At 56.8% G+C, this 12,483-nt stretch carries 11 protein-coding genes; 3 read left to right on the plus strand and 8 right to left on the minus strand.

Going from position 1 to position 12,483, the window contains the following annotated elements; genetic code table 11:
* Positions 1–7: 7 nt before the first annotated feature.
* Entirely contained in the window at positions 8–640 is a 633-nt protein-coding gene (gene upp, locus ACN0TS_RS11755; protein ID WP_417259549.1) for a uracil phosphoribosyltransferase, read from the plus strand.
* Between the two features lie 79 nt (positions 641–719).
* Entirely contained in the window at positions 720–2,219 is a 1,500-nt protein-coding gene (locus tag ACN0TS_RS11760; protein WP_417259550.1) for an SPOR domain-containing protein, read from the plus strand.
* A gap of 112 nt (positions 2,220–2,331) precedes the next feature.
* Here ACN0TS_RS11760 and ACN0TS_RS11765 read toward each other — a convergent pair whose 3' ends face one another.
* Entirely contained in the window at positions 2,332–3,354 is a 1,023-nt protein-coding gene (locus ACN0TS_RS11765; RefSeq protein ID WP_417259551.1) for a hypothetical protein, read from the minus strand.
* A gap of 534 nt (positions 3,355–3,888) precedes the next feature.
* On the opposite strand from ACN0TS_RS11765, the gene ACN0TS_RS11770 reads away from it, so the two are divergent.
* Positions 3,889–4,599, plus strand: a complete 711-nt coding sequence (locus ACN0TS_RS11770) for a Hint domain-containing protein (RefSeq protein WP_417259552.1) — start codon at positions 3,889–3,891, stop codon at positions 4,597–4,599.
* Between the two features lie 96 nt (positions 4,600–4,695).
* Here ACN0TS_RS11770 and ACN0TS_RS11775 read toward each other — a convergent pair whose 3' ends face one another.
* From ACN0TS_RS11775 to ACN0TS_RS11805, 7 genes are all read right to left on the minus strand, one after another.
* Complete coding sequence (locus ACN0TS_RS11775; RefSeq protein WP_417259553.1) at positions 4,696–6,903, minus strand: 3-hydroxyacyl-CoA dehydrogenase NAD-binding domain-containing protein; 2,208 nt, start codon at positions 6,901–6,903, stop codon at positions 4,696–4,698.
* A gap of 12 nt (positions 6,904–6,915) precedes the next feature.
* Entirely contained in the window at positions 6,916–8,127 is a 1,212-nt protein-coding gene (locus tag ACN0TS_RS11780; RefSeq protein WP_417259554.1) for an acetyl-CoA C-acetyltransferase, read from the minus strand.
* 10 nt (positions 8,128–8,137) lie between these two features.
* A complete protein-coding gene (locus ACN0TS_RS11785) occupies positions 8,138–8,776 on the minus strand; it encodes a glutathione S-transferase family protein (RefSeq protein WP_417259555.1) in 639 nt (212 codons plus the stop codon).
* 111 nt (positions 8,777–8,887) lie between these two features.
* The gene (locus tag ACN0TS_RS11790) at positions 8,888–9,100 is read right to left on the minus strand and encodes a hypothetical protein (protein WP_417259556.1); all 213 of its coding nucleotides are present in this window, start codon (positions 9,098–9,100) and stop codon (positions 8,888–8,890) included.
* A 165-nt stretch (positions 9,101–9,265) separates the two neighbouring features.
* Positions 9,266–11,038, minus strand: coding sequence for an acyl-CoA dehydrogenase C-terminal domain-containing protein (locus ACN0TS_RS11795; protein ID WP_417259557.1), 1,773 nt, complete (start codon positions 11,036–11,038; stop codon positions 9,266–9,268).
* Between the two features lie 31 nt (positions 11,039–11,069).
* Entirely contained in the window at positions 11,070–11,468 is a 399-nt protein-coding gene (locus tag ACN0TS_RS11800; protein WP_417259558.1) for a MerR family transcriptional regulator, read from the minus strand.
* 448 nt (positions 11,469–11,916) lie between these two features.
* Positions 11,917–12,288 (minus strand): MerR family transcriptional regulator, encoded by a 372-nt coding sequence (locus tag ACN0TS_RS11805; RefSeq protein WP_417259559.1) that lies wholly within the window; start codon positions 12,286–12,288, stop codon positions 11,917–11,919.
* Between the last annotated feature and the right edge of the window lie 195 nt (positions 12,289–12,483).

A 12,483-nucleotide genomic window follows, 5' to 3' on the forward strand; every position in this document is an offset into this window, starting at 1 on the left:
TTTTGCCATGCTTGACCATCTCACCGTCGTGAAACACCCGCTCGTCCAACACAAACTGACGTTGATGCGCGAGAAAGAGACCTCAACGGCGGTCTTTCGTCAGTTGCTGCGCGAAATTTCGCAACTGCTCGCCTATGAGGTCACGCGCGAACTGGACATGACAACCAAGCGGATTGATACGCCGATGCAGCCGATGGATGCACCTGTCCTTGACGGCAAAAAGCTGGCACTGATCTCCATCCTGCGGGCGGGCAATGGCTTGCTCGATGGCGTGTTGGAGTTAATCCCCTCGGCCCGTGTGGGCTTTGTCGGGCTGTACCGCGACGAGGAAACGCTTCAACCCGTTCAATACTATTTCAAAGTGCCTGACGCGCTTGAAGATCGCTTGGTGATCGCGGTTGATCCTATGCTGGCCACAGGAAATTCCTCTGTCGCTGCGATTGATTTGCTCAAAAAAGCCGGTGCGACCAATATTCGGTTCTTGTGCCTTTTGGCCGCTCCCGAAGGCGTCGCGCGTATGAAAGAGGCGCATCCGGATGTGCCGATCGTCACAGCGTCCTTGGACGAAAAGCTAAACGAGAGCGGCTATATCGTTCCGGGTCTGGGGGATGCGGGGGACCGCATGTTCGGGACAAAATAGCTATGGGCCGTCTGATTTGATCTTTGCAACTAAGTGTGAAGTCATGTAGTCTGATACACAATATTTTGTGTGGGGGCACATGATGAAGGTCTTGAAATCAGTTTCTATCGCGGCCGTTATTGCCGTTTTGTCGGTGGCTCCATTGAGCGCCAAATCGCTTCGCAATGCCGACGAACCAGCGGAATTTCCACCCGCCAGCTTTAAAGGGTCGCAGTATGTGGACAGCCGTGGCTGCGTCTATGTACGTGCAGGTTATGCGGGGGGCACTCAGTGGGTGCCCCGCGTGACACGATCACGCGACGTGATGTGTGGGTTTAAGCCGACACAGATTGTGGGCGCAGCCCTCCCTGTGATCAAGGATGAGGTGCCCGCTGCGCCCGTTGCGCAAAAGCCGACAACAGTCGCGCAGAAGGCCAAGCCCGCTACAGTTGCCCGTCAGACCGCGGTCGCAGCGGCGAAGCCTGCGGCTCCCTCGCAGTCCACGCCCGAGCGTGTTCAGGTTTCACCTGTAGCTACCGCATCGCGCCCCACAGTTTCTGCCGCGAAGCCCACCGTGGCCACCGCTGCAAAACCCGTTACGGTTCAGGTGCAGGCACCGAAGGCAAACACACAAACCACGATGACGCGCACCACGAATGTGGCTGTGCGCAATGGCCCCCAAGAGGTCCATCCATCCGAATATGTGATGAAGCGCTTGCCCGCAGGGGTAACGGTGCGCACGGCTGACGGCGGTCAGATGACCACCACCGAACCTACTTTGGTGCGCGTTCCTGTGCCCGCAGCACAACGCGTTGCCGTTCCACAATATGTTGCGGTCCCGCAGGCGACCCACGTGGCCTCTAACACCTGTGCGAATTTGAGCGGCAATGCCGCGCAATATATGACAACATCGAGCAAGGTTTCCGTGCGCTGTGGCCCGCAGGCGCAACACCCGTCTGATTTTGTCGTTCGTCGTCAGGCCCAAGCGGTACAGGCACAGGCCCAAGCTGTTCAAATCCAACGGACCGCAGCGGCACAGGGCATTACGGTGCCACGGCCCGTCCCGTTGAGCATTCCGGCGGGATATGAGCGCGTATGGGAAGATGGCCGTTTGAACCCCAGTCGCGGACCGCGCACCCTTGCAGGGGATTTACAGCAGGCGCAGGTCTGGACGCAGGAGACACCTGCGCGTGATGTCTACGCGCCCAAGCCAAAGACGTTCTGGGAGTCTCTGTTCGGAACGGGTCAGCAAAAAACAACGGTTGTTGTCCAACAGGCCCCTGTCACGGTCGCTGTGTCGCCAACAAACACCCGCGTTTCCACCAAAAGCGTAGCGCCCGCAGCAACGCCAAAGGCCAAAAATACGTCCGCTGACTTGCGCTACGTTCAAGTTGGAGCGTTTGGCGTGGAAAGCAATGCAAACGCCTCAATCGCGCGGCTGTCATCAATGGGGGTGCCTGTGTCGTCGCAGATGCTGAACCGTGGTGGCAAGACAATCAAAGTTGTGTTGGCAGGCCCATTTGGATCATCGCAACAGACTTTGAGCGCACTCGGCTCCATCCGCGCCGCAGGATACTCAGACGCCTTCGCGCGTAAGTAAATGCATCGACGCTGACGCAGCAGTCTTTGCTGCACGGTTCAAAAGAAAACCCTCGCATATGGCGGGGGTTTTCTTTTGTCATAGGCCTATGCGTTCAGGTGGCGTGATGAAATCAACCGCCGCAAATGCCCTGTAAGGCGATCCAATCGCCATCCGAAAGGATTGGCCGTGTATTGTCGATGTTAACGGCATCCGCCTCGATCAGCGGGAGGGTCGCTTCGCCGGTGATATCCACCGCATAGGCATAGGGTGCGCTATGGACCTGTGCCTGCACAAAGCGCGCGATGAGCGCATCGGTTGCCTCGATCGGCGCAGGAGGCGTGGTCAAAAGCTCTTCTGTATGAGCGTCCAATGTCTCGGGGTCGATGTGGCCTGTGGTCAACAGACGCAGTGTTGTCATGAGGCCCGATTGTTTCAGCAGGCGCTCAAGTGGATCATGCTGACGCGCCCGTTCCATCTCCGCCAAGGCAAAACCGGCAGTGACGGCGGGATCGTCGAAGTCCTCGACCAAGGCGCGATTGAGGACAACAATGCGACCAGGCAAGTGCTGCGTCGTTGGCACGCCGCTTTCGACAACCACCAACCGCCCGCCGGAAACCGCACGCAAACGGTCGTTGAGGTGGTCAAGTGCCTCTGCTCCACGCGGGGTGGCGCAAGGTTGGCCGGACAGGCGTTGCATCCGGTCCAAAAGCTGTAGGCCGATTTCTTCCCGCGTCACATTGGGCACAATAGAGACGGCTTGCCGAATGAGTGCCCCTGGTAGCCAGAACACGCCAAGCGCCAAGGTGCCCGCCACGATGCCGCCAATGACAAAGCCGCGCAAACGGCCTGGACGGTAGCGGCCCCGTTCCAAAGCGCGGTGAATGCGGGCGATGCCGTCAATCAACGTGTCGTCGTCAACCTCAAGCCGTTCATCTGTGTCGGGGGCAGGGCTATAGAGCGCTTTTTTCTCGTTGGTGCCGTTGATGCGCTCAATGGCGGGTAGGGACCAATGGGCCAAGGGCGTTCCCGTGAAATCCGAGATGACCAAAGTGGCATCTCCAACGGACACGAGAACCTCGCGCTTTTGGGTCTCGCCCTCGGGACGCCAAAGGGCGGACGCCTCTAATCGTTCATATTCGGTAAGCGCAGTCATGCGCGGGCCTGCTCTTTTGTTTTTTGTTGCGTGACTTTACCGCGCCTTCGCCTGTGCGACAACGAAAAGCGGAAGGCGCGCGCGTCACAATGTCTTTCGAAATTCAGCTACGCGCCACATTGTCATGTCGGCAGTGAGGCGAAATATGTTCCCCTTTCACACGATTATGGCGGTCAACGCCCAACTATGTGCGTGGTTTTCGCCTCCAAATGCGCGACAACAGGGTTAACGCCTTAGAAGAATCGCAACGGGGCCGTTTGCGAATCCCTTCCGAATCTCCATGAAAAACAAAGGCACATGGCGTTATTCGTCGAAAAAGAATGGTTAAATCGGTGATGGGCGTGCAAAAAGTTAAGAGATCGTTACCAAAACCGTAAACAATGCGCTGCCCTCGACGGGATTTTCGCCAAAGTCGGGATTATGCCGCATTTCGGTCCGATTTGCGGCGAATTGTGACCCTGCAAAGAAGGCCAACTGATTTCACCAAATACGGACGGGCTGCCACCCACGACGTCCGAGCAAGGGGATGAAGACATGAAACTTGGTGAGATTTTTGGCAAGGAACCTGTACGGGATGCACATGGATTGCACCGTGCGTGGGAATTCGGTCAGCACGGCGCGGCTTCTCGGCGTCCGGTCTCGGTTGGTCTCGTTACTGGCACTCAAGTCGCCACGGGCCTCGGTTGGCGTAAAATCGAAGCGGTGCAAGAGGGGGACAAGGTTCTTACGTTTGACGACGGTCTCCAGACTGTGCGCCGTATCGAGCGAAATTTTGTCGCGGTCAGTGAGGCCGGTGATAATGCCGCCGACGCGCCGATCTGTGTCCCTGCAGGCGCTCTTGGAAATCGTGAGGCGCTTCGGATTTTGCCTGATCAGCCCGTGATGGTGGAGAGCGATCTGGGTGAAGAGATGTTTGGTGATCCGTTCACCCTCGTGCCCGCCCTCGCGCTCATCGGCTACAAGAACATTCGCCAACAAGTTGATCCTGAAATTGTTGAGGTGATCACGCTGTATTTCGACACTGAGCAGGTCGTCTTCGCCAATGTCGGTGCGCTGTTCTATTGCCCTGCTTACGCGGGCGGCGATCTGCTTGACATGATCGACGAAAGCTATGCTCCGGGCTATGAGGTGTTGTCTCCCGAGAAAGCCCGCGCCCTTGTGTCCGCGATGATCCATGAGGAAAGCCAAGACGCAGTTTGGGCAAAAACGGCCCGCGAAAATCGTCCACTGCACGTTGTGGCATGATCCACGCCGGGTTCTGCTGTTTCCCATAGCAGGACTATCAAAAAGCCCGCGCATGATTTCTCATGCGCGGGTTCGTTTTGTTTGAATGTTGTTCACTTAGGCGGCTTTTGAGTCGACCCCTGCGCCAAAACGCCCGTAGAAGGTCTCGCCTGTTTCTGCCATTTCACGCAGCAGTTTGGGCGTCTCGAAACGTGGGCCGTGTGTTGCAGTGAGGTTGTCGCAAATCTCGACCGCTTTGGCCGCACCGATGATGTCGAGCCAAGAGAACGGACCACCCGACCACGGCGCAAAGCCCCAGCCAAGGATCGCGCCAACGTCGCCTTCGCGAATATCGGTCAATACGCCGTCTTCGAGGGCACGCACGGCTTCCAGAACCTGCGCCATCATAAGGCGGTGTTGGACCTCGTCGAGATCGGGTTGGACTTCGGCGGTTGGGAATTCTTTGGTGAATCCGTCCCACAAGAGGCCGCGTTTGCCCGTCTCGTCGTATTCGTAGAAGCCCGCCTTGGCCTTTTTGCCCATGCGGTTTTGATCGGCCATCCAGAACACCACCTCGTCGACGGCAGAGTCAGGATAGGCGTCGCCCATTGCCGCTTTGGTCGCTTTGGCGATTTTCACACCGAGGTCGATGGAGGTCTCGTCGATGAGCTGAAGTGGTCCGAGCGGGAAGCCCAAGAGCTTTGCCCCGTTTTCGATCAATGGCAGCTGAACGCCCTCAGCGGCCAATCGCACGCCCTCGTTGATGTAGGGAATGATGCAGCGGTTGGCGTAGAAGAAGCGCGCGTCATTGACGACAATCGGTGTCTTGCGGATCTGGCGCACGAAATCGAGCGCCTTGGCCACGGCGACATCGCCCGTTTCCTTGCCCTTGATGATCTCGACGAGCAACATCTTGTCCACGGGGGAGAAGAAGTGAATGCCGATGAACTGTTCTGGACGCACCGAGGCTTTCGCCAGTTCGGTGATAGGCAGCGTCGATGTGTTGGAGGCAAAGATGCAATTGGGACCGACGATGGCTTCGACCTTTTTCGTCATCTCGGCTTTGACGTCCATATCCTCAAACACGGCCTCAACGATCAGGTCGCAGCCCTTGAGCGCGTCGAGATCGGTTGTGGCGGTGATGCGGCCAAGCACCTCTTCCTTCTTCTCTGGTGTCACCTTTTTGCGGGAGATACCTTTGTCGAGGATGGTTTCTGAATAGGATTTTCCTTTGTCCGCGGCCTCTTGGGCTTGGTCGATCAGTACGACTTCAATGCCCGCATTGGCGGAGACATAGGCAATACCTGCGCCCATCATGCCTGCGCCGAGCACGCCGACCTTTTTGACCTTCTGATCATCAACGGAGGGACGGTTCGCGCCTTTTTCGAGCGCTTCCTTGTTGATGAAGAGCGAACGGATCATTGCGGAGGACGACGGGTTCATCAGCACATGGGTGAACCAGCGTGCCTCGATTTTGAGCGCGGTATCAAAGGGGACCATTGCGCCTTCGTAGACCGCCGACAGCAGGGCCTTGGCGGCCGGATAGACGCCCTTGGTGTTGCCATTGACCATTGCGGAGGCACCGACAAAGGTCATGAACCCTGCGGGATGGTAAGGCGCGCCGCCGGGCATTTTCCAACCCTTCGCATCCCAAGGCTTGAGAATGTCGGCGTCTTTGGCGTTGAGAACCCATTCTTTCGCCTTGGCCAGAAGCTCGTCGGCGGGGACGACTTCGTGGACCAACTGGCTCATCTTCGCCTTCTTGGGGTCGAGCATCTTGCCTTCTAGCAAGATCGGAGCCGCAGCCATTGCGCCAACCAGACGGGAGACGCGCGTGGTGCCGCCCATGCCGGGGAAGATGCCAACTTTGATCTCGGGCAGGCCGATTTTGGCTTTTGGATTGTCGGCGGCAAAGATGCGGTGCGTCGCCAGTGGCAGCTCAAGGCCGATGCCAAGCGCCGTGCCTGGAAGAGCCGCAGCGACAGGTTTGCCGCCCTTGTTGGTTTTAGGGTCCATGCCTGCGCGCTCGATCTTGCGAAGGATCGCGTGCATGTTCATCAGCCCGTCCATTAGACCTTGGGCGGGGTTGTCGCCCGCGGACTCTTTCATCTTGGCGATGATGTTGAGGTCCATGCCACCCGCGAAATCGGGTTTGGCGGAGGTGATCACGATGCCTTTGATCTCGTCATCGGCAAGCGCCGCGTCGAAACAAGCCTCAAGCTCGCCAATGCCCTCGATCGAGAGGACGTTCATGGATTTGTTTGGGACGTCCCATGTGATGACGCCAACGCCGTCTGCGTCTTTGCTTAGTGTAAAGTCAGCCATGTTTTCTCTCCCTTACACGCGTTCAATGATGGTTGCCGCACCCATGCCGGATGCGATGCACAGTGTTGCAAGGCCCGTGCCTTTGCCTGTGCGCTCCAATTCGTCGAGAAGCGTGCCGATAATGATTGCGCCTGTCGCGCCAAGCGGGTGGCCCATTGCGATGGAGCCGCCGTTGACGTTGACCTTTGAGGCGTCGACGTTGAACGCTTGCATGAAGCGCATGACGACGGCGGCAAAGGCCTCGTTGACCTCAAAGAGGTCGATGTCGGAAATGCTCATGCCGCTGTCGGCCAGGATTTTCTGGGTCACGGGGACGGGGCCTGTGAGCATGATGGTCGGATCGGTGCCGATTTTCGCGGTGGCACGGATGCGCGCACGGGGTTTGATGCCCCATTTCTCACCGAATTCCTTGTTGCCGATCAACACCCCTGCGGAGCCGTCCACGATGCCCGACGAGTTGCCGGCGTGGTGGATGTGGTTGATGCGTTCAAGGTGCGGGTATTTCATCAGAGCGACCTTATCAAAGCCGGGCATCACTTCGCCCATGTCTTTGAACGACGCTTTGAGATTGCCGAGCGCTTCGGTCGTGGTGCCCGGGCGCATGTATTCGTCACGGTCCAGAATGGTCAGGCCGTTCTGATCCACTACGGGCACAATGGATTTGGAAAAGCGATCTGCTTTCCATGCGGCTTCGGCGCGGTTCTGGCTTTCAACGGCGAGGGCATCGGCCTGCTCACGGGTAAAGCCGTATTCGGTCGCGATGATGTCAGCGGAGATCCCTTGTGGGACAAAGTAGGTCGACATGGCGAGCGACGGATCGGCGGCGATTGCGGCACCGTCGGAGCCCATCGGCACACGGCCCATCATTTCGACGCCGCCCGCGATGTAACCCATGCCCGCGCCGCCTTGGACTTGGTTCGCGGCGAGGTTCACAGCTTCCATGCCCGAGGCGCAAAAGCGGTTGATCGCGAGGCCGGGGATGGATTGGTCGAGCTTGGAGGCCAGAACCGCCGTCCGCGCAAGGCAAGCGCCCTGTTCACCGATAGGGGTCACGTTGCCCCAGATCACATCCTCAACCGCATGGCCCTCAAGACCGTTGCGTTCGACGAGTGCGTTGAGCATCAGCGACGAAAGGCGCACGGATGTCACTTCGTGCAATGCGCCGTCCTTGCGGCCTTTGCCGCGCGGCGAGCGAATGGCGTCATATATATAGGCGTCTGTCATGTGGTCCTCCTCAGGCCCCCGTTGCAAAAGCGCGGGGCATCAAATCATAGGGATGTTTCCAACCGTCCAGACCTTCGATGTTCGAAAGCCAACGGTCGATATGCGTCCAATCCGAGCGGTCGAAGCCGAACGGTTCGGGGTAAAAAAGATAAGAGCAGCACGAGAAATCCGCATTTGTCGGTCCATTACCACCTGCAACCCATGTGTGGTCTGCGAGATGGGAATCAAGAACTCCCAGAGCAGCCTTGATACGACCTTGGGTGAAGGCGATGACCTCTTGCGGGCGTTTGTCCTCGGGCAGGAAGTTCATCAAGAAGCGGACCATGCCGATCTGGCTTGAGAATTTGTGATTGTCCCAGAGGGTCCAACGCAGCACCTCACGCTTTTCCGCCTCTGAGGCGCCTCCGAACTTGCCCGTTTGTTTGGTGAGGTGATCGAGGATCAGCCCCGATTGCGTGAGCGTTAGATCGTCATCCACAAAAACGGGGCATTCGCCCATCGGGTTGATCGCTTTGAACTCGGGGCTGCGGGCCTCGCCTTTGAAAAAATCAACGAAGCGCAGATCAAAGTCCACACCTGCCAGTGTCATCGCGAGTGCCACTTTGTACGAATGGCCGCTTTCGCCAAAACCGTAGAGTTGAATTGTCATGTTACGCCCCTCCCGACGTCAATGCCCGATCCCGCAAGAGCGCATCGGCTGGTCCGGTTTTGCGCTCCACCCGATCGCTAAACTTTCTCGATGTAAGGGGCGCTATGCCTGTCATCTCTTGCGTTTCTCCAAATCCGCTTTGAACAAATTCAAGCGGTGCTTGAGGTTCTCGTCATGGGTCACGGAATTGAAATTCTCGAACAGAAAAGACAGTGCTTCGCCCTCTTCCAATTCGGCCTCCCGTGCGAACATCTTGAGACGACGATAGCCGTCTTCGGTCATTGAAACAGGAAAACGCCGCGTCATTCTAAATCGTTTGGGCATTGTTACGCTCCGTCAAAAGGTCGCTGAAATAACAAAAGGCCCCCACCCAAGTTGGGCAGGGGCCTCTATGTTCGGTTTACCCGTAGCCTAGAGCGTTTCGGTGTTGAGTTGAAGCATAGCTTGGCCCTCAATCATCACCGCACTGAAAGCTCGCGGGGCGCCCCCTTAGAAGTTGTCGGCGTGCAACGCCATGACAGGGTCGGCACCGCTCTCGATCCGTTTGAGCAGGGTCGATGTCATCGGCAACTGACGGGCCATGTAATAGCGCGCTGTGGCCAGTTTGGTTTCGTGGAAGGCAGGGTCATCAGTGCCGTTTGCCAAGGCGGTCTGAGACACTTTCGCCATACGCCCCCACATCAGGCCAAGACAGGTGTAACCAAACAGGTGCATGAAGTCATAGGAACCGGCTAGGGCAGCGTTGGGGTTTTTCATCCCGTTTTGCATAAAGAACATGCCTGCCGCTTGCAGGTCTTTGGAGGCCTGTTTGAGCGGCTCGACGAACTCTGCCATGTCCTCGCCGTTGTTCTCTTTGCAGAAGCCTTTGACCATTTCAAAGAACGCCATGACGTGTTTGCCGCTATCGAGAGCCAATTTACGGCCAACGAGGTCGAGCGCCTGAACGCCGTTTGCACCTTCATAGATCATGGCAATCCGCGCATCACGGGTGAACTGCGACATGCCCCATTCTTCGATATATCCGTGGCCACCGTAGATTTGCTGTGCGTTGACTGTGGCTTCGTAGCCTTTGTCGGTCAGGAAACCCTTGAGCACAGGGGTCATAAGCGACACGAGGCCTTCGGCATCTTTGTCGCCCTTCAGATGGCCCGCGTCGAGCATGGAAGCGCCCCAGAGCAGGAAGGCCCGAGCACCCTCGATGAAGCTTTTCTGGTCCATCAGGTTGCGGCGGATGTCGGGGTGGACGATCAATGGATCGGCTGGCCCGTCAGGGTTTTCCGCGCCCGTTACCGCACGACCTTGCAGGCGGTCTTTGGCGTAGATTACGGCATTTTGGTAGGCGGCTTCTGCCTGTGCCAAACCTTGCATCCCAACGCCCAAACGAGCCTCGTTCATCATGGTGAACATGGCACGCATGCCCTTGTGCATCTCACCCAAGAGGTAGCCCTCGGCCTCGTCGTAGTTCATGACGCAGGTGGAGTTGCCGTGGATGCCCATCTTCTCTTCGATGGAGCCAACGGAGACGCCATTGGCCTCGCCCACGGACCCGTCCGCATTCACCTTGTATTTTGGAACGATAAAGAGCGAGACGCCTTTGATCCCTTCGGGACCACCTGGAATCTTGGCCAAAACGAGGTGGATGACGTTCTCGGACATGTCGTGATCGCCAGCCGAGATAAAGATTTTCTGGCCGGTGATCTTGTAGCTGCCGTCGTCATTTGGCTCGGCTTTGGTGCGCATCAGGCCCAGATCGGTGCCGCAATGCGGTTCGGTCAGGTTCATCGTGCCCGTCCATTCACAGGACACCATTTTCGGCATGAACAGATCTTTTTGCTCATCAGTGCCGTGGACCAGAATGGCAGAGACCGCGCCGTGGGTCAGGCCTTGGTACATGGTAAAGGCTTGGTTGGCGGAGGAAAACAACTCGCCGACAGCCGTGCCAAGAATGTAGGGCATGCCTTGGCCACCATACTGCTCGGGCAGGTCGAGACCTGTCCAGCCGCCTTCTTTCATCTTCTCGAAGGCGTCTTTGAACCCCGTAGGGGTGTGGACGACACCGTTCTCAAGGCGACAGCCCTCTTTGTCACCGACCGCATTGAGCGGGGCGAGGACTTCGGAGGAAATCTGACCTGCAGCCTCCAAGATGGCTTCGGTGAACTCAGGCTCCAGATCGCCGTAACCGGGGATGTCAGAGCCTGAGACGTTCAACAGGTCATGCAGAACATATTGGATATCTTTTGTCGGTGCCGTGTAGCTAGGCATTGCCTTCTCCCTTGCGATGCTTCGGGAGAGGTCAGCTTGCCTTCCCGATTAAGTCTCTGGAGCCAAGCGCTTGCTCGGTCCATTCGATTTGTTCGGCGAGCTCGTCCATGATTTGGAGCAGCTCGTCATGTTGCTTTTTCATCACCTTCAGTTGGTGACGATAGGCATGAAGCGTGCCACTCAATTGGGCGCGCCCGTTATCTTCCTCACTATAGAGATCTAGCAGCTGCCGGATCTCTTCGAGCGAAAATCCGAATCGCTTGCCCTTCAAAATCAATTTGAGGCGGGCGCGATCCCGACGTGTGAAGAGTCTTTTCTGCCCTTCACGGATCGGAAAGAGCAACTCTTTCGCTTCGTAAAACCGCAAAGTTCGTGGCGTCACATCATGCGCGTCACACATCTCGCGGATGGTTAGTACCTCGTTTGTCACGTGTCTCACTCCGGCTACTGTCTTTATGGGCGTCGGCCCAAGGTGCGTTTGGCGCGAAGTGGTTGCTTCGCGATCAGTCTACAAGTTGAATGACGGCTACCAAAACTTTGACGTGGCGTCATTTCCCAAATGGTAAAATTTCCGGAATAGTTACCTAGGGGCAAGAGCAATATTGTTCTGCCTCCGCTATACGAAAGCGGTTTGAACCAAACTAGTTAAAAGGCCTGTAAAACAACAATAATTAACGAATAAAGCGCTTTGGCTTACTTTAGGGCATTTTGTGCGATGGCCTCTGTCGCACGGTGGAAGGCTTATCCGCGAAACGGGCGCGAAAAACCTCATGATCTCGGGGCGACGGCGGTAAGACGTTACGTCGGTCTCTCGCGCCGGACCTTAGGGAAAGTAAATGTCTCTGATCCGTCATGGTCATTGCGCGGGTTTAAATGAATTAGGACGCCGCCATTGTTGCGGTTTGGCGGCGTAGGGTGCGCAATTCTTCGATCGCTTCGTCGAGTTCCTTGCGTTGCTCTTCGAGTGCGTTGAGCTGTCGGTCTGCGAGTTTCACAAAAGCGTCGTTTTGAGCCTTTGTCCCTTTTTCTTCGTAGATGAGCAGCCATTGGCGGATTTCTTCGAGGGAGAACCCATAGCGACGACCGCGCAGGATCAATTTCATCCGCGCCAGTTCACGGGATGTGTAATAGCGTGAGCGACCTTCCTTTTCGGGGGAAAGCAGCTCGATGTACTCATAATAGCGCAGTGTGCGCGGCGTTACGTCGAACCTGCTGCACATCTCTTTAAAGCTAAGGCGTTCGTCGGACATATCAGTTCTCCTTGGCACCTGAACTAAACCGATTGGTTTAGAAGATCAATTCGGTTCGATACCTTTTCGAGAACCATAGATAAGACAAGGGGGAAGGATCAAGGCTGTTCGCGCTATCGATTCTGCCATTTTGTCGAGAGGTGTTGGTGCGCGTGGTGGGATTTCGACGTAACGTCATTTTGTGTCCGGTCCACA

Origin of the sequence: Celeribacter sp. (assembly GCF_048266405.1) — a bacterium.
Taxonomy (GTDB): Bacteria; Pseudomonadota; Alphaproteobacteria; order Rhodobacterales; family Rhodobacteraceae; genus Celeribacter.